Annotated in this window: 23 protein-coding genes and 1 tRNA gene; 21 read left to right on the top strand and 3 right to left on the bottom strand. The window is 64.2% G+C overall.

Annotated features, from left to right (window positions below; translation table 11 throughout):
- Positions 1–49: 49 nt before the first annotated feature.
- Positions 50–2,617 carry a type I DNA topoisomerase gene (gene topA / locus VLT15_06305; GenBank protein HSR44825.1) on the bottom strand — a complete coding sequence of 856 codons (2,568 nt, stop codon included), beginning with the start codon at positions 2,615–2,617 and terminating at the stop codon, positions 50–52.
- A 332-nt stretch (positions 2,618–2,949) separates the two neighbouring features.
- On the opposite strand from topA, the gene VLT15_06310 reads away from it, so the two are divergent.
- The 20 genes from VLT15_06310 (at position 2,950) to lysS (ending at position 19,440) form a co-directional block, all read left to right on the top strand.
- Complete coding sequence (locus tag VLT15_06310; GenBank protein HSR44826.1) at positions 2,950–4,239, top strand: MFS transporter; 1,290 nt, start codon at positions 2,950–2,952, stop codon at positions 4,237–4,239.
- Entirely contained in the window at positions 4,236–4,838 is a 603-nt protein-coding gene (tmk, locus tag VLT15_06315) for a dTMP kinase (protein ID HSR44827.1), read from the top strand. Before VLT15_06310 ends, tmk begins: the two co-directional genes overlap by 4 nt.
- Complete coding sequence (locus VLT15_06320) at positions 4,832–5,911, top strand: DNA polymerase III subunit delta' (protein HSR44828.1); 1,080 nt, start codon at positions 4,832–4,834, stop codon at positions 5,909–5,911. The genes tmk and VLT15_06320 overlap by 7 nt, the downstream gene beginning before the upstream one ends.
- Positions 5,912–6,005: 94 nt before the next feature.
- Positions 6,006–6,551 (top strand): lysophospholipid acyltransferase family protein, encoded by a 546-nt coding sequence (locus tag VLT15_06325; protein ID HSR44829.1) that lies wholly within the window; start codon positions 6,006–6,008, stop codon positions 6,549–6,551.
- A gap of 70 nt (positions 6,552–6,621) precedes the next feature.
- Positions 6,622–6,693, top strand: a tRNA-Thr gene (locus tag VLT15_06330).
- Positions 6,694–6,773: 80 nt separating this feature from the next.
- Entirely contained in the window at positions 6,774–7,355 is a 582-nt protein-coding gene (locus VLT15_06335; GenBank protein ID HSR44830.1) for a sigma-70 family RNA polymerase sigma factor, read from the top strand.
- On the top strand, positions 7,348–7,584 hold the full coding sequence (gene rsrA, locus VLT15_06340) for a mycothiol system anti-sigma-R factor (GenBank protein HSR44831.1): 237 nt from the start codon (positions 7,348–7,350) through the stop codon (positions 7,582–7,584). The genes VLT15_06335 and rsrA overlap by 8 nt, the downstream gene beginning before the upstream one ends.
- 56 nt (positions 7,585–7,640) lie before the next feature.
- The gene (locus tag VLT15_06345; protein ID HSR44832.1) at positions 7,641–7,916 is read left to right on the top strand and encodes a hypothetical protein; all 276 of its coding nucleotides are present in this window, start codon (positions 7,641–7,643) and stop codon (positions 7,914–7,916) included.
- Complete coding sequence (locus VLT15_06350; protein HSR44833.1) at positions 7,913–8,965, top strand: zinc-dependent metalloprotease; 1,053 nt, start codon at positions 7,913–7,915, stop codon at positions 8,963–8,965. The genes VLT15_06345 and VLT15_06350 overlap by 4 nt, the downstream gene beginning before the upstream one ends.
- A complete protein-coding gene (gene tilS, locus VLT15_06355) occupies positions 8,944–10,248 on the top strand; it encodes a tRNA lysidine(34) synthetase TilS (protein HSR44834.1) in 1,305 nt (434 codons plus the stop codon). Before VLT15_06350 ends, tilS begins: the two co-directional genes overlap by 22 nt.
- The gene (gene hpt, locus VLT15_06360; protein ID HSR44835.1) at positions 10,245–10,769 is read left to right on the top strand and encodes a hypoxanthine phosphoribosyltransferase; all 525 of its coding nucleotides are present in this window, start codon (positions 10,245–10,247) and stop codon (positions 10,767–10,769) included. Before tilS ends, hpt begins: the two co-directional genes overlap by 4 nt.
- A gap of 69 nt (positions 10,770–10,838) precedes the next feature.
- Complete coding sequence (ftsH, locus tag VLT15_06365; GenBank protein ID HSR44836.1) at positions 10,839–12,752, top strand: ATP-dependent zinc metalloprotease FtsH; 1,914 nt, start codon at positions 10,839–10,841, stop codon at positions 12,750–12,752.
- A 10-nt stretch (positions 12,753–12,762) separates the two neighbouring features.
- A complete protein-coding gene (gene folE, locus VLT15_06370) occupies positions 12,763–13,347 on the top strand; it encodes a GTP cyclohydrolase I FolE (GenBank protein ID HSR44837.1) in 585 nt (194 codons plus the stop codon).
- Positions 13,344–14,207, top strand: coding sequence for a dihydropteroate synthase (folP, locus tag VLT15_06375; protein ID HSR44838.1), 864 nt, complete (start codon positions 13,344–13,346; stop codon positions 14,205–14,207). Before folE ends, folP begins: the two co-directional genes overlap by 4 nt.
- Entirely contained in the window at positions 14,204–14,695 is a 492-nt protein-coding gene (locus VLT15_06380; protein HSR44839.1) for a hypothetical protein, read from the top strand. The genes folP and VLT15_06380 overlap by 4 nt, the downstream gene beginning before the upstream one ends.
- Before the next feature lies 1 nt (position 14,696).
- Positions 14,697–15,056 carry a dihydroneopterin aldolase gene (gene folB / locus VLT15_06385; GenBank protein HSR44840.1) on the top strand — a complete coding sequence of 120 codons (360 nt, stop codon included), beginning with the start codon at positions 14,697–14,699 and terminating at the stop codon, positions 15,054–15,056.
- Entirely contained in the window at positions 15,053–16,015 is a 963-nt protein-coding gene (gene folK, locus VLT15_06390; protein HSR44841.1) for a 2-amino-4-hydroxy-6-hydroxymethyldihydropteridine diphosphokinase, read from the top strand. Before folB ends, folK begins: the two co-directional genes overlap by 4 nt.
- 104 nt (positions 16,016–16,119) lie before the next feature.
- Positions 16,120–16,941 carry a DUF2520 domain-containing protein gene (locus tag VLT15_06395; GenBank protein HSR44842.1) on the top strand — a complete coding sequence of 274 codons (822 nt, stop codon included), beginning with the start codon at positions 16,120–16,122 and terminating at the stop codon, positions 16,939–16,941.
- Complete coding sequence (gene panC / locus VLT15_06400) at positions 16,938–17,858, top strand: pantoate--beta-alanine ligase (GenBank protein ID HSR44843.1); 921 nt, start codon at positions 16,938–16,940, stop codon at positions 17,856–17,858. The genes VLT15_06395 and panC overlap by 4 nt, the downstream gene beginning before the upstream one ends.
- A gap of 10 nt (positions 17,859–17,868) precedes the next feature.
- A complete protein-coding gene (gene lysS, locus VLT15_06405) occupies positions 17,869–19,440 on the top strand; it encodes a lysine--tRNA ligase (protein HSR44844.1) in 1,572 nt (523 codons plus the stop codon).
- Here the strand turns inward: lysS and VLT15_06410 are convergent.
- Positions 19,416–20,015, bottom strand: a complete 600-nt coding sequence (locus VLT15_06410) for a hypothetical protein (GenBank protein HSR44845.1) — start codon at positions 20,013–20,015, stop codon at positions 19,416–19,418. The genes lysS and VLT15_06410 overlap by 25 nt on opposite strands.
- Positions 20,016–20,121: 106 nt before the next feature.
- On the opposite strand from VLT15_06410, the gene VLT15_06415 reads away from it, so the two are divergent.
- Positions 20,122–20,343, top strand: coding sequence for a hypothetical protein (locus VLT15_06415; protein ID HSR44846.1), 222 nt, complete (start codon positions 20,122–20,124; stop codon positions 20,341–20,343).
- 64 nt (positions 20,344–20,407) lie between these two features.
- Here VLT15_06415 and VLT15_06420 read toward each other — a convergent pair whose 3' ends face one another.
- Positions 20,408–20,848, bottom strand: a complete 441-nt coding sequence (locus VLT15_06420; GenBank protein HSR44847.1) for a hypothetical protein — start codon at positions 20,846–20,848, stop codon at positions 20,408–20,410.
- Between the last annotated feature and the right edge of the window lie 11 nt (positions 20,849–20,859).

A 20,859-nucleotide genomic window follows, 5' to 3' on the forward strand; every position in this document is an offset into this window, starting at 1 on the left:
AGCCGAAGAGTCGGGTGAATCTCGGGAAACACGCAGCCCGACCCCCGGCCTACTTCTTCTCCTGCTTGGCTCTCCGGTCGGCGATCAACTCGTAGGCCCGCTCCTCGGTGAGAGTCTCGGGGTCGTCGCCTTTTCGGAGTGAGGCGTTCGTCTCACCGTCGGTCACATAGGGCCCATAGCGGCCGGACTTCAGCACCACGGGCTTGCCTGATGAGGGGTCGTTGCCGAACTCTTTCAGCGGTGCGGCGGTTCGCTGGCCCCTGCGCTTCTTCGGCTCTGCGAGCAGCTTCAACGCATCATCGAGTGTCACGGTGAAGAGCTCCTCTTCGGTCTCGATGCTCCGTGATTCCTTGCCCTTGCGGATGTACGGCCCGTATCGACCGTTGAGGGCCTCGACCGGCTCATCGTCGGTAGGGTCGGTGCCCAGCAGGCGCGGCAGGGTGAGGAGCTGCAGTGCCTGCTCGAGCGAGACATCGTCGAGAGACATCGATTTGAACAGCGAAGCCGTTCTGGGCTTCTCCTTCGATCCCTCTTCCGGCTCACCGAGTTGGACGTAGGGGCCGAATCTGCCTGCCTTGGCCACGACCGGCAGTCCGGTCCCGGGATCGGTGCCCAGCACCCGGTCTCCGCTCGGCATCGCCAGCAGCTCGAGGGCCTTCTCCCTGGTCAACTCGTCCGGAGCCAGGTCCTCGGGGATGCTCGCTCGATCCTCTCCTCGTTCGAGATACGGCCCGTACCGTCCGACCCTGGCGATGATCTCGGTGCCGGACTCGTCGACGCCCACCGGTATCGAGTTCACAGCTCTGGCATCGATCTCGGCCAGCTGCGAAGAGACCATGTCGTGCAGACCGGGCTGCCCGTTGCCGAAGTAGAAGCTCGACAGCCAGGGGGTGGACTGTTCGTCCCCGTTCGAGATCTTGTCGAGGTCGTCCTCCATGCGCGCAGTGAACGCGTAATCGACGAGGTTCGGGAAATGCGATTCGAGGAGCGTCACCGTCGCGAACGCCGTGAAGGTCGGCACGAGTGCGGTGGCACGTTTCCATACGTATCCGCGGTCCAGGATCGTTGAGATGATCGAGGCGTAGGTCGACGGGCGTCCCACTCCGAGTTCTTCCAACTTCCGAACGAGGGAGGCCTCCGTGAAGCGGGCCGGCGGCTTCGTCTCGTGCCCGCCGGCTTCCGCCGCCTCGACCTGCACCGTGTCACCCTCGGCCAGCGCCGGCAGGCGTCGCTCCTGATCGTCGAGCTCGGCATCCGGGTCGTCGGATCCCTCGACATAGGCTCGCAGGAAACCCGGGAAGGTGATCGTCCGGCCGCTGGTGCTGAACTCAGTCGAGCGATCACCTGCAGGAGCCGTCAGCCGGACTTGGAGCGTCTCGCCGGTCGCGTCCGCCATCTGAGAAGCAACCGTGCGTTTCCAGATCAGTTCGTAAAGGCGGGCCTGATCGTTCTCCAGTTCCTTCGAGACATCCGTGGGCGTTCGGAATCGATCACCTGCCGGCCGGATCGCTTCGTGGGCTTCCTGGGCGTTGCGAACCTTCTTCGAGTAGGTTCGTGGCTTCTCGGAGAGGTACCTGGGCCCGTAGAGATCCTGGATCTGGGCCCTGGCCGCCACGATCGCAGTCTCGGAGAGAGTGATCGAATCGGTGCGCATATAGGTGATGTAGCCGCCCTCGTAGAGGCGTTGTGCAACCGACATGGTCCGCTGGGCAGAGAAGCGGAGCTTGCGTCCGGCTTCCTGCTGGAGGGTCGACGTTCGAAACGGCGGATAGGGGGAGCGCTTGTAGGGCTTGCGCTCGACCGAACTGACGGTGGCAACCGATCCTGTGAGGGCGGTGGCCAGTTCGTTGGCGGTGGTCTCGTCGAGGATCAGCACGTCGTCTCGCCGGGCCCGGCCGGTTTCGTCGAAGTCTTTGCCGGTGGCAACCCGCTTCTCGTCGACTGCCACCAACGGGGCATCGAATGTCCCGTTCTCCGCTCCGCCGGCGAACGTGGCATCGAGACCCCAGTATGAAGCTGAGCGGAAGGCCATCCGTTCGCGCTCCCGCTCGACGATTATCCGGGTGGCGACGCTCTGGACGCGGCCCGCCGATAGGCCCTGGCGCACCTTCTTCCAGAGGACCGGCGAGACTTCGTATCCGTACAGGCGATCCAGGATGCGGCGTGCTTCCTGGGCATCGACGAGTTGCTTGTCGACCTCACGCGGGGAGGTGAGCGCAGCACGGATTGCATCGGGGGTTATCTCATGGAAGACCATTCGATGCACCGGAATCTTCGGCTTCAGCACTTCGAGCAGATGCCAGGCGATGGACTCGCCCTCGCGGTCCTCGTCCGTCGCCAGGTACAGCTCGGAGGCCTGTTTGACCAGCTTGCGAAGCTGTGTGACCGTTTCCTTCTTCTCCTTCGTCACGACGTAGACCGGCTCGAACCCGGCCTCGACGTTCACGCCCAGCCGTGCCCAGGGCTTGCCCTTGAGCTTGTCGGGGACCTCCTTGGCGTTGCGAGGAAGGTCGCGAATGTGACCGACCGAAGACGCGACGGCGAAGTCGCCGCCGAGGTATCCGGCGATAGTGCGCGCCTTTGCGGGCGACTCAACGATGATCAGAGGTTTGGTCACGGGGGCCAGATACTACGTCGAATCAGGGACATGGCGTGAATCTCGGAGAACCGTTCTGGGTTCCGGGCTCTGGGTTCCGTGGCGCGCCTGAGGAAGTTGCTGCTGCCGCCGACCCGGTGGTTCCGGGCATATTGCAGAACTCAGAACCCAGAACCCAGGGCCCCCGTGAGTCGGTAGCGGGACCCAGCGAAGGGGTCGGGCGGGGCCGACCTATTTGGCCGCCTTCCATCCCTGATATCGTTTCCTTTCGGAAAGGGGAAGAGATCGAGTCGATCCGGCTCATTCGTAGAGGTCCGTTCGCCAGGTTGTGGTGGTCGGGGACCGTTTCGTCGTTGGGCGACTGGATAGCGCTGTTTGCCACCATCGCGTTGGCGAACGAGATCGGTGGCGTCACCGGGATCATCGTTCCGCTCGTCGGCCGGCTGCTACCCGGTATCTTCGGGGCGGTCGGTGGCGTCGTCGCCGACCGGCTGGATCGCAAATGGACGATGGTCATCGCCGATTTCGGCCGCGGCGCCATTGTGCTGCTGCTCATGCTCGTCGACAACCTGCTGGAGCTGTTTCTGATTTCGTTCGCGCTCGAGGTGCTCACGCTGATCCGTCAGCCGGCACGCGAAGCGAGCATTCCGAATATCGTCACCGAGGAGCAACTCGTGACGGCCAACAGTCTGAGCCTCGTCAGTGCCTACGGGACCTTCCCGCTCGGCTCCATCGGCTGGTCGATTGTCTCGAAGATCGGCGAGTGGATTCCGGAAGCTTCGGCCATTGCCAGCAGGAACCTCGCCTTTCTCGCCGATGCCCTCACGTTCGTGATAAGCGGCCTGATCGTTGCGACCATGGCGCTCAAGACGCCCGACATCCCGGATGAGCGCCGGCGAGACCACCGATTCGATCTCAAGACCCCCTGGGAGGACCTCAAAGAAGGAATAGCCTTCGTCGCCCGGGAAAAGCACGTTCGGGTCATCATCCTCGGGATGGCGACTGCTCTGTTCGGCGGGGGTTCGCTCTTCGTGCTCGGGCAGCCGTTCAGTGTCGACGCCCTCAATGCGGGAGACTCGGGCTTCGGCGTCCTGTTGACGGCCCTGGGGACGGGCGTAGGTCTGGGCATGCTGGTGGTGGCAAGCCTGAACATCTCGGGGTTCAAGTACGAGATCTTCTTCGCCGTGAGCCTGATCGTGACCGGTCTGGCAACCATGATGACGTCGGTCGTCAACACCGTGCTCGGTGCAGTGGGCTGGGTGTTCCTTGTCGGGCTCGGCGCCGGAGGAGCCTACGTAATGGGCTTCAGTGCACTTCACGAGCAGGTCGCCGACGAGATCCGAGGCCGCACCTTTGCGGCCCTGTTCACGGTGGTGCGGACCGCTCTCCTCGCATCTGTGGCGCTGGCGGGAGCAGTCGCCGCAGCAATCGACGGCCACTTGCCCTCGCCGCTCGACGACGGAGTCCGCGCAGTGTTGATGCTCGGAGGGATCATCGTCTTGCTGTCCGGAGTTCTATCCGTCTGGACCGTTCGTGATCTGATCAGAGGTCAGCGGCTCACGCCCGAGGCAAAACGCAGGATCGAGGACGCCTCCGAAGCCTTCTCCTGGGGCCGGCGCCGGTCGAACAGGAATAGGCCATGAGCGCTCGCTACATCGCGCTCGAGGGAGTCGAGGGAACGGGAAAGAGCACGGTGGCGCTGCGACTCGCGGACCATCTTCGCTCAACCGGCCGCGACGCCATCGTCGTCCGTGAGCCGGGCGGGACTCCTGCCGGGGAGGGGATCCGCGAACTACTCCTGCACGGCGATCATCTGGAACCCTGGACCGAAGCTTTGCTGTTCGCCGCTCAGCGAGCTCAGCTCGTCGCCGACGTCGTTCGTCCGGCGCTCGCCGCCGGGACCTGGGTGATCAGCGACAGGACGGTCTATTCGTCGCTGGCCTATCAGGGTGGCGGCCGCGGGTTGGGGGTTGAGACAGTTCGGACGGTGAACGCCGCCGGTTTGCTGGGAACCTGGCCCGAGCTGGTCGTGCTTCTCGAGCTGGACCCGGCGATAGGACTGTCCCGGCAATCGACGGCCGATCGGATCGGAGCGGAGGGTGTCCACTTCCAGCAGCGGGTTGCCGAGACTTTCGCCGAGCTGGCACAGAAGGAGCCGGACGTGTTCCGTAGCGTGGCGGCCGACCGTCCCCTCCCAGAGGTCGTTGCGGCAGTCATCGACATCGTCGAGCAGCGATGGTGAGGCCTCTCTTCGAAGATGTCATCGGCCACGAGAGGGTCGTTGATCTGCTCGCCAGGGATGTAGTCCGTCCGGGACAGGCCTACCTCTTCGTCGGCCCGGCCGGCGTTGGCAAGTCCACCGTTGCCAGACGATTCGCCGCCGCGCTTCTCTGCCCCACCCGGGGCGAGCACGATGCGCCTTGCTCGACCTGTCGACGTGTCGGCTCCGGCACTCATCCGGACCTCGTCGCCATAGAACCGGCAGGAACCGCGCTGCTCACCGTGGACCAGGCGCGGACGACCGTCGCGCAGTCGAGGATGACACCGGTCGAGGGAGACCGGAAGGTCTTCCTCATCGCCGAGGCCGGGGCGATGAGCGAGGGAGCGGCGAACGCCCTGCTCAAGACTCTCGAGGAACCCTCAGCCTCGACGGTGTTCCTGCTTGCGACCGAAGCCGAGGAGGACTTGCCCAGCACTATTGCCAGCCGCTGCAGGACCGTGCAGCTCGGCCGGGTCAACCACAGTGAGCTGGTAGCCGGGCTGGTGAGCAGGGGCGTCGAGCCCGAGCAGGCCGAGCAGGTCGCCAAGGTCGCCGGGGGACGCCCGGGCCTGGCCCTCACACTCGCCATGCAGCCCGAGGCCGCCGCATACCGGCGGACCTGGATGGGCATACCTCAACGCGTATCGCCGAATCCCGGGAGAGCCTTTCTCCTGGCCGAAGAGGTTCTGGAGGCCCTCGATCCGATGCTCGGCGCCCTCGAACAGCGCCACGTCGATGAGGTCGCGGAGGCGGAAGGTCAAGGAGGAGCCGGGAAGGCGCTCAAGGACAGGCAGGCCCGGGAACGGAAACGGGCCGAACAGGCCCTGGTGATTTCGGGCCTGGAGATGCTTGCGTCCTGGTACACCGATTCGGCGGCAGCGCAGTTCGGAGGCGAGGTGCGCAATCGTGACATACCGGTGCATGATCTTGCGATGATCACACCCGCCCGGGCGGTTGCTGCCGCCGAGCGTGTTCTGGGCGCGGTCGTTGCTCTACGGTCGAACCAGCGGCGGAAGCTGGTGCTGGCGGAGCTCTTTGCCGACCTCGGCACCTGACCCCGCGGCTCCGCCGTTCAGGTGGTGGCTCCTGGCCTGGAAGCTGGCGCTGCCTCCCGCCCGGCTTCTGGCGCGTGCCGGGTGGCGGCTGCGGGTGAGATATGAGGCTGCCTTGCCGGCCGGCCCAATCGTTCTGGCAGCCAATCATCTCTCCCATCTCGATCCGCCCATCGTCGGCATCGCCGTGGGCAAACCACTCCGGTTTCTGGCGGTCGACGGCCTGTGGGGCGTCCATCTCTGGCTCGACGCAGTGCTGCGGGCGTTCGGTTCAATCCCGCTCTCTCGCATCCGGGTGCCGCTCGCAGCCATCCGGACGGCCGTCGATCACTTGCGTTCCGGCGGATCTGTCGGGATCTTCCCCGAGGGAGGAATCGTGGACGCCTGGGGAGCTTCGGATTCCGCGCCGTCTGCCGCCTGGCTGAGCCTGCGAGCTGATGTGCCGCTGGTGCCGGTGGCGGTGACCGGTACGGACGAAGCCTTCGGCCTGGGCGCCGGCCGGCTCCGCCGCAGTCATGTAACAGTGACGATCGGGCCTGCATTGAATCCGGGCGACTACCGCGATCTGGACAACCCGGCATCGACCATGATGGCGGCTTGGGCTGCCTGGATGAACGATCACATGGATCAGGGCCCGCACTGAGTGGGAGACGGCAGGGGTCGGACTCCTACTTCGCCCCAGGCTCCCCGATGCCCTATCATTCCGGGCCGCCGCCGGAGTAGCTCAGGGGTAGAGCAGCTCACTCGTAATGAGCAGGTCCGGGGTTCGAATCCCCGCTCCGGCTCCGTTCCAGTCGGAATGCATACGCAGCCGGTCCGTCGCCTTCCACCGGTTGGTATCGTCACCACGGCGACAGGAGATTCCGTGGCTGATCAAGCCAACTTCGAGGCCGATGCGATGCAGTATGCCCCCCAGCTGTATACCGCGGCGATGCGCATGACCCGCAATCCGGCGGATGCCGAGGACCTCGTTCAAGAGACCTTCCTGAAGGCATACCGCGCCTACGAGACGTTCACCGCGGGAACGAACCTCAAAGCGTGGCTCTATCGCATACTGACGAACACGTACATCAACCGCTATCGAAAGCTGGCGAGACGCCCGCAAGAGGTCGACCTCGGAGAGGTGGAGGCCCTCTACTTGTATCGCCGTGTCGCCTCGGACGGAACGAGAGAAGCTGCGCGCAGCGCAGAAGACGAGGTGTTGTCCGGGTTCGTGGATTCCGATGTCAAACAGGCGATCGAGGCGCTTCCCGAGAATTTCCGCCTGCCGGTGTTGCTGGCAGATGTCGAAGGTTTTTCCTACAAGGAGATCTCAGAGATCATGGACGTCCCGATCGGAACCGTGATGTCCCGGTTGCACCGTGGAAGAAAGGCGCTCCAGAAAGCGTTGTGGGAGTTCGCGAGTGGACGCGGCCTGACGGGCCAACCGGAGGACACCGATGAGTAGGCGAAGCTGTGAGCAGGCGGTAGAGAGGATCTACTTCTACCTCGACGGTGAGATCACCTGGTATCGCCGGTTCCGCATCAACCGGCACCTTCGTTCGTGCCGGATGTGCGAAGGAGCCTACGATTTCGAGCATCGCTTCAGATCGGTCGTCCGCGACAAGTGTTCAGAGGACGTGCCGGAAGAACTGCTCGAGCGCCTGCGCAGCGTCTTGCGCGAGGGCCGTCAGTAGTCGCTCGTGCTGCGCCCGGACCCGCCATGCGCGACCTGCGGCTAATCTCTTCGACCATGTCGAACACCGCTCGCCGAATCGCGCTACTTCTGTTCCTGATCTTCGCACTGCTGGCAGTTGCGCCCGCCGCGCTCGCCGTTGTCGATGCGGTCGCACAGAGTGACGTGCCGGCGATACAGGCGCCGGAACCGGCGGAGACCGAAGCCACTCCCTCGTGGACCTATCGCTATCTCATCCCGACGCTGCTGGTGGTTGCGGTGCTGGCGGTCGTTCTCACCGTCGTGCAGTACTTCGTCGGAGTAGTCGGCAAACGGTATCGCGTAGTGCGATGACCGGCGGCATTCCCTGGTCCCTGGCCGTGAGAGTGGCCGATCGGGTCGCAGGCAGCCACCCACTCGAATCTACCTATCACATCGAATCGTTTCGACGCCAGGCACCCGCCCTGCTCGAACGTGCCGGAGAACTCGTTGGTGAGGAAACCGGCCTGATCCCGGGGGGTAGCGCCGGGGTCGAGGTGGTAGGTCGGACCGACTGGGTTCGTCGCAACGTCGAGTTCTTCTCACGGCTGATGGAACCGGCCGAGGCGAAGATCGCCGGGAGACTGAATCAGGCCGGAGTCGTCGGTGCCAAAGCGGCCGGTTTCGCCAGGCGGATAGTGGCGGCGGAGACCGGTGCACTCCTGGGTGTCATGTCGCGGCGGGTGCTGGGCCAGTACGAACTAGTGCTTCCCACCGACGAGTCGGATGGTGACATAGTGTTTCTCGTCGGACCCAACGTGCTGGCCATGGAGCGGGCCAATCAGTTCAATCCGGACGAGTTCCGGTTCTGGCTCGCCTTGCACGAGAGCACCCATCGCGCCCAGTTCACCGCCGTGCCGTGGATGCAGGACTACTTCCTGTCTCTGGTTCGGGGGTTGATCGAGAGCGCCGAGCCCGAGCGCGGCCGATTCAAGAGGATCATCGAGGAGATCAGGGCGGCAGGTGAGGGCGAAACAGACTTCATCGGGGAGGCAGGTCTGCTGGGTCTCTTTGCCAGCGATTCACAGCGTGAACTGATCGACAAAGTACAGGCGCTCATGTCTGTTCTGGAAGGCCACGGTCACGTGATCATGGACCGCATAGGGGCCCGGCACCTGGTGACGCAGAAGCGCATGTCCTCGATCCTCAAGCGACGCCGGATGGATGCACGCGCCGCGGCTTTCTTCCGGATCACCGGACTCGAGATGAAGCTTCGCCAGTACGAGCTGGGAGAGAAGTTCGTGCTCGCCGTCGAGCGCGAGGCCGGGTGGGAGGCGGTCGACCTGGTATGGCAAGGCGAGCACTCGCTGCCCACACTCGATGAGATCCACGATCCTTCGGCATGGCTGGCTCGCGTCGCCTAGGCGAACTGTCTGCCCGGGTACGGGCGTTGGGGAAGATTCCCTCCGGGCCCGCTGCGATCGCGCTGAGCGGGGGAGCCGATAGCGCCGTCGTGGCGTGGTTGATGGTGGAAGCCGGTGTCCGATGCAGGGCAATCCATATCGACCACCGGCTGGACGGATCGCCTGCGATGAGGGAGGCTGCCGCGGCCATTGCTGCGAGGCTGGTGGTCGACCTGGATGTCCGCGAGGTCGATATCCCGGCAGGGGCATCTCCGGAGAATCAGGCGAGGATTGTGCGCTACTCAGCGCTCGAGTCGGCCTTGCGAGCAGGCGAACTGCTCGTGACCGGACATACGAGAGATGACCAGGCCGAAACCGTCCTGCTGAACATCCTGCGCGGTGCCGGATTGGACGGACTCGTCGGCATCCCCTTCCGTCGAGGCAACCTGGTGCGGCCGCTTCTTGGTGTAACGAGATCGGAAACGAGGGAGCTGGCGACCCTGCTGGGCCTCCCGTGGCGCGATGATCCCGCCAACGATGATCCCGATCCGAGGAGAAACCAGATCCGGCGGGAGACGATCCCGGATCTCGAGAGGCGGTTCAATCCGCAGCTTCGGACCGCTCTCGCCTCCCTGGCGGAAACGGTGGCGGCGGAGCTCCCGGAACGGCAACAACGGGTCCGCATCCGGAAGGTCGACAACGGCGTGGCGCTGGCCGCACCCGAGCTCCATGCGGTTGGGCCGGCGGCCGCGAAGCAGGCTCTGCGCGAGGCGATGAGACTGGTGCGCGGTCCCCACGCCGGCACCAGGAGCGAGATCGACAGGCTGGTAGCCGTTGCCTACGGCACCGCGGCGTCGGCCGAAGTCTCCGGGGGGATCAGAGCCTATCGAAGCGGCCCCTGGTTGATCATCGCCCGCCCTTCCGACCCGGAACCACCCGCAGCGCGCGGGTGGACCGTGCCGGGAGAAGCTCGATTCGGCTCATGGGCATTCGCGGCGTGGACGGATGAGCGGCCGCCCGCCGCCTATCCGCTCTCCTCGTGGACGGCCGTGTCAGATGCAGATTCCCTCCCGCCTCACCTGACCATCCGGTGTGCCGAACCGGGGGATGTCGTCGACGGCGTGCCTGTTGCCGAGCGGCTCAGACGAGTGGGGGTGCCGGCCGACCAGCGGTCGACCTGGCCCGTCGTGCTCTCCGGCGAGACGGTCGTGTGGATCCCGGGAGCGGGAATCTCCCGGTCCGTTTGGGTGGGATCGTCCACGCGGCGCTACCTTTGGGTAAACGCAGCAATGGAGATCCCGTGAAAGTCGGAAGAACACTCGTATCCGCCGAAGAAATCGACGGAGCGCTCGCCAGAATCGGCGCCCAGATCAACGCCGACTACGAGGGCAAGGATCTACTCATGATCGGCGTGTTGAAGGGCGCCTTCATAGTCATGGCCGACCTCGCCCGTCATTTGACGGTTCCGGTTGAGTTTGACTTCATGGCCGTGTCTTCGTACGGCGCGGCGACTCAGACGTCGGGCGTGGTGAGGATTCTCAAGGATCTCGACCAGGAGATCGCCGGCCGGGATGTGCTGATCGTCGAGGACATAATCGATTCGGGCCTCACCCTCAGCTACCTCCTCAAGAGCCTGCGGGTCCGCCGTCCGGCCAGTCTCGAAGTAGCGGCATTGTTGGTGAAGGAGGGGATCCAGCGGGTCCCGCTCGACGTGAAATACACGGGCTTCAACATAGGCCCGGAGTTCGTTGTCGGCTTCGGCCTCGATTACGCCGGGAAGCTCCGCAATCTGCCTCAGATTGCCGTGATGGAAGAAGATGACTGAGCTCGATGCTGTGTAGTTCCGAGAGCGGCATACCATGTGGAAGCCCGTGATAGTGATTAGCGAGCTTTCATGAACAGAACCCTTCGTACCATCCTCGTATACGGCGTCGTCGTCGTGCTCATGGTCGTCGTTGCTCAAACCTGGTTTGAGACCGGTGACCAGGCCGTCGATGTCACTGCCAGTGAGTTCGTTCAGCTGGTTGAAGACGGCGAGATCGAGTCGGTCACGATCTTCACCAGGTCCGATCTCGTTACCGGCGACCGTGTGGATGGGCCCGACACATCGCCCGACTTCACCTTCTCCTACCCGCCGGAATGGGAAGGGACGCTCACGGAGATCCTCGTTGAGAACCAGGTTGCGATGACGGCCGAATCAGACACCTCCATATGGGAGGTCGTCATCAGCCTTCTGCCCTGGCTCTTCCTCATCGGATTCATGATCTTCATATTCACCCAGATGCAGGGCGGCGGCAATCGCGTCATGCAGTTCGGGAAGGCCAAGGCAAAGCAGGTCACCCGTGACACACCCAAGGTGACCTTCGACGACGTTGCAGGGGTCGATGAAGCCATTGAAGAACTGGAGGAGATCAAAGAGTTCCTCCAGAACCCGTCGAAGTTTCGCGCAATGGGCGCCAAGATCCCGAAGGGCGTCTTGCTCTACGGGCCGCCGGGAACGGGGAAGACGCTGCTCGCCAGGGCGGTGGCCGGTGAGGCCGGTGTCCCGTTCTTCTCGATTTCGGGCTCCGATTTCGTAGAGATGTTCGTCGGCGTCGGCGCCAGCCGGGTACGCGACCTCTTCGAGCAGGCGAAGGCGCAGGGGCCGGCCATCATCTTCATCGATGAGATCGATGCAGTGGGTCGGCACCGCGGTGCCGGCCTGGGCGGCGGGCACGATGAGCGCGAGCAGACCCTCAACCAGTTGCTGGTCGAGCTGGACGGTTTCGACGTGAACACGGGCGTTATCGTCATCGCCGGTACCAACCGGCCGGACATCCTCGACCCGGCTTTGTTGCGTCCGGGCCGTTTCGATCGTCAGATCGTCGTCGATCGACCCGACCTGAAAGGTCGCGAAGCGATTCTGGCCGTGCATTCGCGCGGCAAGCCCTTCGAGGACGAGATCGACAACACGGTCCTGGCTCGCCAAACCCCGGGGTTCACCGGAGCGGACCTCGCCAACCTGATCAACGAAGCCGCTTTGCTGGCCGCCCGACGCGACAAGAAGCGCATCGGGATGGACGAGTTGGAGGAAGCCATCGACCGTGTCATCGCCGGTCCCGAGCGACGCAGCCGGGTCATCTCGGAACCGGAACGTAAGTTGACCGCCTATCACGAGGGCGGGCACGCGCTGGTGGGGTTTGCTCTGCCGAACACCAATCCGATTCACAAGGTGACGATCATTCCGCGCGGTCGGTCCGGCGGATTCACCCTCTCCCTCCCCACCGAGGATCGGTTCTACAAGCGGCGGAGCGAAATGGTCGACGAGCTGGCCCTCTTGCTGGGTGGACGCACAGCCGAGGAACTGATATTCGGCGACCCATCAACCGGCGCCAGCGACGACATCGACAAGGCCACCGATCTCGCCCGCAAGATGGTCATGGAATACGGGATGAGCGACCGGCTCGGACCGATGAAGTATGGGCACGCGGCGGGAGAGGTTTTCCTCGGACGCGACTATTCGCGGCAGCCCGACTACTCCGACGAAGTCGCTTCGTACATCGATTCCGAAGTCCGAAAGCTAATCAGCCAGGCCCACGACGAGGCGCAGCAGATACTGACCGCTCACGAGGACTCTCTGCATCGCATTGCCGCCGAGTTGATCGATAAAGAGACGATCGACGCCGAGGAGGTTGCCGCGCTCTTCCACGATGTGCCCAAGTGGGAGCACACTACGGACGGGGCCATGCGAATCCAGATGCCCGCAACGTCATCGTCGGAGGAGTTTGCGGCCGCTGCGCACATCACCGAGCACGGCCCGGTTACCTGAGGAGCAGCATATGGCAGAGGCCGGATCCGAAGTCCAGCAGGAAGCTATTGCCAAGGCGGTCAGGGCGATTCTCGAAGCAGTGGGTGAGGACGTCAACCGGGAAGGCCTCGTGGACACCCCGGAACGAGTCGCCCGGATGTATGCCGAGGTGTTCGGCGGGTTGCGGGTCGACCCCGGCAGCGTGATCAGCACCGTCTTCAGCGACGAGAGCCACGATGAGATGGTTTTGGTCAAGGACATTGCCTTCTATTCGATGTGCGAACACCACCTGGTGCCCTTTCACGGAAAGGCTCATGTCGCCTACTTGCCGAAAGGTCGTCTGACCGGGCTCTCCAAGCTGGCGCGTCTGGTCGAAGCTTTCGCCCGCCGGCCGCAGCTTCAGGAGCGCCTGACCACGCAGATAGCCGACACGCTCATGGAAGGGTTGAAGCCGCATGGAGCCCTTGTGGTCGTAGAGGCCGAGCACCTTTGCATGAGCATGCGTGGCGTTAACAAACCCGCATCGATAACCGTCACGTCGGCAGTCCGCGGCGCTTTCTGCGACCTGGATGCGACCCGGGCTGAAGCCTTTTCGCTGATCTACGGCGGTCGATGACTCTCGTGGACTGGCAGTTGCGAACCAGGGCTCTGAGCAATGACGATCACACGCTCGTGATGGGAGTCGTCAACGTCACCCCGGACTCCTTCTCGGACGGAGGCCGGTTCTTCGACCAGGCGGAGGCGGTCGCCCATGGGCGTCGGCTGGCCGCGGCAGGGGCCGACCTCGTCGACGTCGGGGGAGAGTCGACGAGGCCCGGGGCGCCTCCCGTATCTGCGGAAGAGGAAGCTCGGAGGGTGGTGCCGGTAGTGCGGGCGCTTGCAGCAGACGGCATCGTGGTCTCTGTCGACACCACGAAAGCTTGCGTCGCCGAGGAATCCTTGTCGGCAGGTGGAGAGATAATCAATGATGTCTCTGCCCTGTCGGATCCGGCGATGGCCGCGTTGATCGCCGACCGGGGCGCCGGGGTGGTGCTCATGCACATGCAGGGCACGCCGGCCACGATGCAGGCCGAGCCTCACTACGACGATGTGACCGCGGAAGTTCTGGCCGCCCTGCTGGAGAGCGCCGCCCTGGCCGAATCGTCGGGTATCGGCCGGGAGCGCATCTGCCTCGACCCGGGCATTGGTTTCGGGAAGTCGATCGAGCACAACCTGAGGTTGCTCCACGACCTCGAGGCCTTCACGTCGACCTCGTATCCGGTGATTCTGGGAACATCGCGCAAGTCGTTTCTAGGTGCGCTGGCCGGATTGCCGGACCCTCTGGACAGGGACGCGGCAACGGCCGGTACGACTGCCCTGGCCGTGGCCGCCGGAGTATTCTGCGTCCGGGTTCATGATGTTCCCGGGAACCTCCAATCTGCCCGGGTTGCCGACGCTATCGTGCGATCGAGGAACTTCGATGAGGTCGGTGGATGACGGGTCTCAAACCGAGAGAGTTTGTGTGGGTTATCGCCGGTCGGCTGGCGGTGTGTGAACGCATCGGCGGCTACGGCTTTCAGCATCGTCGCGTTCGCCGCGAAGAGGAGATCGCCTGGCTCCGAAGAGAGGCAAAGATCACATCGATCGTCTCGCTCTTGCCTGGAAACCAGAATGTCTCCGCCTACGAGGACGCCGGCTTCAAAGTACTCCATTGCCCGTTCGGTCCGGAGGATGAGAACGGCAGCCTCATGCCGTTCTTCTCCACCCTCGATGAGGCGCTGAAGGACAAGAAGTCGGTTGTGTTGGTCCACCGGGACACAATCGACGAAGGGATCGGCGGACTCCTTGCCGGGTATCTCGTGCATGCCGGCTACCTGGACGACCCGATCATCGCCTCCGCAGTGATTCAGGAGATCCTGGGCAAGCCGCTCGGACCGAAAGCCAGGGCGATGATCCGGGTACCGGAACGCTTCACCCGGGATTGATGTGACCGATTGGATTCGACTGCACGGCATTGAGGTATTCGCTCATCACGGTGTGCTGAGCGAGGAGCAGCTGCGCGGGCAGGTATTCGTGATAGATGTCGATGTGGCAATCGATCTGTCGGAGGCTGCCGATTCGGATGATCTTTCGACCACCGTCCACTACGGCGACCTCGCAGTGGCCATACGCGACAGGGTCGCCAACGAACGCTGGGATCTCATCGAGCGGGTGGCCGGGCGGGTAGCGGATCTGGTTCTCGAGAACGAGCGAGTGATGGGGGTCGATGTCACGGTGCACAAGCCTTCTGCCCCTATCGATGTCCCCTTCGCGGACGTCTCAACGACGATCAGCCGGTCCCGATGACCAGAGCGGCCGTCGCGCTGGGATCGAACCTGGGCGATCGGCGCGCCAACCTCGAGTTCGCCGTCAGGGGCCTGGCGTCCTGCGGGGAAGTGGTGGGCGTCTCAGGCCTGTACGAGACGGCTCCCGTGGGTGGACCCGAGCAGGGCCCTTATCTGAACGCAGTTGCCATCGTGGACACGATGCTGCCCGCGGAGCAGCTGCTGGCCGGGCTGCACGACATCGAACGCCGGCGAGGCAGGACCCGCACGATCCATTGGGGCCCGAGAACCCTCGATCTCGACCTGCTCCTGTACGGCCGGGAGAGCCATGCAACCGACGATTGTGTGGTTCCGCACCCGCGGATGCATGAGCGGCGCTTTGTCGTCGAGCCCCTGCTGAACGTCTGGCCGGAAGCAGCATTGCCCGACGGGACCAGGGTTTCGACCTTGAAAGCAAGTGTTGCCGACCAGGATCTCACCGACCTCGGCGGCTGGTGGCCGCCCCGGCCGGCGGCGCAGGGCTTTGTCGAAAGGGGTGGTTGGTGGGTGGCCGCCCAGTTCTTGCTGATAGGGCTGGTCGTTGTTGCTCTGGGCACGGGCGGCCCGGTTCTCCCGGGTGGATCTGCCCTGCGCGTCGGTGGTGCCGTTGTCGCCCTCGCCGGCCTCGCTCTCGGGATGCTCGGGCTCCGGCATCTCGGCGATCGGCTCACACCGTTCCCGGAGCCGCTCGCCGGTGGTGAGATCATCCGTGCCGGCGTCTACGCGAAGGCTCGGCATCCGATATACGGCGGAACCGTTCTGGGGCTCGCCGGTATGGCGCTCTTCGGGGCTTCCCTCTACGGCTTGCTGGCGGCGATGTTCGCCGGCGTCTTCTTCTGGATGAAAGCCGGACGGGAAGAGATGAGACTGCTGGATCGTTTCCCGCATTACGCCGAGTATCGGGAGAGAACCCGGGCGCGGCTGGTCCCGTGGGTTCTGTGAGCGATGGGCCTTAGGCCCGCGCAGTCCCCCGGCTCCCGGAGATCACAGCCGATGGCCTATTCGTAATCTCCTCGCCCCCGGCACCCCTGACTACCGTTATGCCGATGGACAGACCACTCCGCATCGTCATTGTCGGGCCGGGGCGTGCCGGAATGTCGGTTGGGCTCGCAGCACGGCGGGCCGGACACGAGATCGTCGGCGTGTTGGGCCGGTCGAACGTCGCGGCCCGGGCGGCCACCCTGGGTGCTCCGGCACTCGACTGGGACGCTCCTCTTCCCGACTGCGATCTCGTCGTCGTGGCCGTACGTGACGACGCGATCCGGCCGGTCGCCGAGCGGCTCGTCCCGGTTGCAGCCAGTTCCTCAGCCGCCGTGCATCTCTCAGGACTCACCTCCGTCGATGCCCTCAGCGCCCTCGGGTCTGCCGGGCTCGACATCGGGGGTTTTCACCCGCTGCAGACGATGCCGAACCCTCAAGACGGCGCCGCAGCCCTGGCGGGTGCCGCCGTCGGGATCACTGCCGATTCGCCGCTCGAGGCGAGACTGGAGGATCTGGCTATCAGCATCGGGGCGCGTCCTTTCAAGCTCGAAGACGGCCGGCGCCCTCTATATCACGCCGCCGCCGCCTGCGCGGCCAACTACGTGCTGACTGCGCTTGCGCTGGCTGAAGAACTGTTCGAAGCCGCCGGAGTGCCGTTTGGGCTCGCACGGCCCCTGGTCTCCGAGGTCGTCGCCAACGCATTCGATGTGGGGCCGCGGGATGCTCTGACGGGCCCTATTGCCAGAGGTGACCTGGGTACCGTGTCGGCGCAGATCGGGGCCGTGGCAGAGGTCGATCCCGACCTGGCAGCCGATTTCAAGGCGTTCGGACGCGCAACTGCCAGGCTGGCCGGCGCAGACGCGGCGATGCACGAGATGCTTCGATGAGGATCGTGGAACGTTTCTCCGATGTGCGGGCTTCGGCCGGCGGCACGCTGGGGCTCGTTCCGACGATGGGGTTTCTGCACGAGGGACATCTGGCCCTGGTCGATGCGGCACGTCGCGATTGTGACACGGTGGTGATGAGTCTCTTCGTGAACCCGCTCCAGTTCGACGAGGGGAGCGACCTATCCCGCTATCCGCGCGACCTGGATCGGGACGCCGCACTGGCGGAGGGCCGCGGCGTCGACGTTCTGTTTGCGCCCGACCTCGACGAGATGTATCCGGAGGAACCTTTGACGAGAGTGACCGTGTCCGGGACCACCGAAGAGATGGAAGGCGCTCACCGCCCCGGTCATTTCGACGGTGTTGCGACTGTTGTCGCCAAGTTGTTCGCCGGTATCAGAGCCGACCGCGCCTACTTCGGCCGCAAGGATGCTCAGCAGTTGGCCACCGTTGCCAGGATGGCAGCGGACCTTTCGATCCCGATCCGGGTGATCCCTGTTTCGATCGTGAGGGAGCAGGACGGATTGGCGTTGTCGAGTCGCAACGTCTTTCTTTCGTCAAGAGAGCGAAGTAGGGCTCTGGGAATCTCATCGGGACTGATGGCGGCGGCGGATGCGGCAGAAGACGGAGAACGGGACGGAGCGCGGCTCGAATCCATCGTGCGGGCTCGTCTCGACGGGGTTCTCATCGACTACGTTTCTCTGGCCGGGGCTTCGTCTGCCAGGAGGGTCGACCGCCTGGAGGATGATGCCTTCCTGGCGGTGGCGGCGCGGGTCGGTGAGACCAGACTCATCGACAACGTGTTCCTGAGCGTCACCGGCGCCGGTGTCGCCGCCGACAGGGGGACCCGGCTCGACCACGGGAGCATCTTGTACGCGCCGAACGAACCAAGAAGCCGGAACTTGGAGCTTGGAACTTAGAGTGTCCCCCATGACCGACGAGAAACCGTCAGACGAACCGCAGGATATTCCGGAAGACGCCGGGCTCGCCGCGCACCCGATCACCGCGCGCCGCCTCGAGAAGCTCTCCGAGATACGGTCTGGAGGCGGGGAACCGTACGCCTACAGGTTTGACCGCACGGCAACGGCCGCCGAGCTGCATGCCGAGTACGGCGACCTGGAACCGGGGGCCGAGACCGGCAGGATCGTTGCAGTCGCAGGCCGAGTCCTGAACGTGCGCAGCTTCGGGAAGCTCATGTTCCCGGTGCTCCTCGATCAGACGGGGAGGATTCAACTCTTCGTCGCCAGCAACACACTCGGAGCAGATGAGTTCGAGCGCTTCGGCGGCGTCGACTCCGGGGATTGGGTGGGCGCCGAGGGCGAGATAATCACCACGAAGAAGGGTGAGCTCAGTGTGCGGGTCCGGTCGTGGGTGTTGCTCTCGAAATCACTCCGGCCGCTGCCGGAGAAGTGGCACGGGCTCAAAGACGTCGAGCGACGCTACCGCCGGCGATACCTGGATCTCATCGTGAGCGATGAGGCCCGCCGCATCGCGCTGACCCGGTCGCAGATCATCGCGGAGCTTCGCAGACAGTTCACAGAGCGCGGCTACATCGAGGTAGAGACGCCGGTACTGCAGTCACAAGCCGGCGGAGCCCTGGCACGGCCCTTCGAGACCCATCACAACGCGCTCGACATCGACATGTACTTGCGCATCGCGACCGAACTCCACCTCAAGCGGCTGGTAGTCGGTGGCCTAGAGCGCGTGTTCGAACTGGGCCGGATTTTCCGCAACGAGGGTGTCGACACGACGCACAATCCCGAGTTCACGACACTCGAGGCCTATGAGGCATTCGCCGATTATCGGGACATCATGGAGTTGGTGGAAGAGGTGGTGGCGGCAGTCGCCGAGGCTGCAACCGGATCGATGCAGATCGAATACGACGGTCGACCAATCGATCTCACGCCTCCCTACCGGCGGGCCACGCTGCTCGATCTGCTGTCCGAGGCACTCGGGGAATCGGTTGGGTTCGACCTGTCGCTGACGGAACTGCGTGAGCTGGCACTTTCCAAGGGGATCACGCCGGATGCCGCCTGGGGCAAGGGCAAGGTGATCACCGAGTTGTACGAACACCTGGTTGAACCGGATCTATGGGAGCCGGTCTTCGTGATCGATCATCCGAAGGAAACGTCGCCCCTTGCAAGAGTCCATCGCCGGGACCCGAACCTGACCGAGAGGTTTGAGTTGTTCGCCGGAGGAATGGAGCTGTGCAATGCTTTCTCGGAGCTCATTGATCCGCTCGATCAGCGAGAGCGCTTCGAGCAGCAGGCAAAGGCGAAGGCCGCCGGCGATGAGGAGGCCCATCCAATCGACGAGGACTTCATCCGCGCTCTCGAGTACGGCATGCCTCCGACCGGCGGTCTGGGCATCGGTGTCGATCGTCTGGTCATGCTGCTGACCGGGCAGTCGACGATCCGTGAAGTCCTGTTGTTCCCGCACCTGAAGCCGGAGAGCGGCAGCCGGCGTCCGCCGCCGGATCAGAGCTCGACGACGACCGGATGATCGACGGTTGCCCGGCCCCTCAGCGACTCGATTTCTCCGAGTAGTGATCCGGCCCGGCGGTTCTCCCCGTTCTGCACCGCTACCAGCGTGAAGGCGGCGCTCAGCGTCAGGGATTCCAGGTGTTCCGACTCCACTCGGAGAATGGCGGTCAGGCGATCGAGAAGTGCCGTGACCCCCTCGACTTTGAACTCCCTGAGCACGGCTACATAAGTGAGGCGATCGAGATGGCCGATCTTGTCGACGCCTCTCAGTGTTGCGCTCATCACGGCTTCCAAATGCCCGTCCAGCCAGCGGTGGTCGTCATCGGTAGGGGAGTCCGGTAGTCCCTTCACCTCGATGAGGAGTATCCCGAACCGGTCCTTGCGTCGGGCAAGCCAGTTCAACGCTTCCTGGATTGCGTCGAGTAGTCCGTTCCGATTGAGTGTTCCGGATGCAGGGTCGATCGGAGACAGCACGTCCAGTGCAAGCCTCAGACGACGGATCTCATCGTCACGGGCGATGAGCGCCTTTTCGATGGTTCCGGGTTCTTCGTTTGCAGGATCGATGTCCATCAGCAAGTCGAGGATAGTGACCACCGGCCGGAATCATGCCTTATCGATAGCGCAGGATTGCCGACTGGGTAGTCGTGCGGGTTCCGAAACGCAGTTTGATGAAGCAGGTCCGTCCCACGGGGAGACATCAATGAGGATTGGTGAAGAGCCCTCGTCGCGATTGATGGAGCAGGAGACCCTCCAGGTTGAGGGCCGTCCCTCTGCTGAATCGGCGCCGGGCGCTGAGTCGGCTTCGCTTCGGGTCGACGCTGCGCCCGTCGGTGAGCTACGGAGGCGCGCCGCCGCCTATCAGACGATCCTTGAGGCTCTCTCGAGGTCGACTCAGCCTTCGCTGGTCGACTTCCTGAAATAGCCCGCTCTCTCCGAGCGCCCGGCTCGCAGCACTGCACCGGGGGCCGCTCAGGTGAACTCCGGTTCTAACAGGCCGCAGCTCGCTCGCAGGCAAGATGAGCTGCTTCCAATCGTTCCCGTGCAACCCCCGCGATCGAATGCCTCAGGAGTTCCACCGACTTGGTGATCTCGAGCAGTCCGTCGAGTTCGGCTCCGAGGACGACGGCCTGCTCGTTGTCCGACCGCCGGATGATGGCGCGGAGCGAGAAGTCGTGTGGGGGTTCATCCCACAGGTCTGCGAGCCCGGCGACGACGACGGCACGGAGCAGCTCGGTGGTGCCGAGCTGCCTCTCCAGGCCGGCGATCTGCCGGGCCGCCGGAGCAAGTTCCGGGTCGCGTTCGGACGCAATCAGAGCCGCGATCTCCCAGAGTTTGGCCCTGAGTGCCGCAAGAAGCCTGCGTTCACGATCGAGTACCTCCAGCAGGGAGTCGACGCCGGGCTGCCGGATGAGAGTCACTTCGTTCACACACGGTCTCC

It is taken from the genome of Acidimicrobiia bacterium (assembly GCA_035471805.1).
GTDB lineage: Bacteria > Actinomycetota > Acidimicrobiia > Spongiisociales > JAHEDJ01 > JAHEDJ01.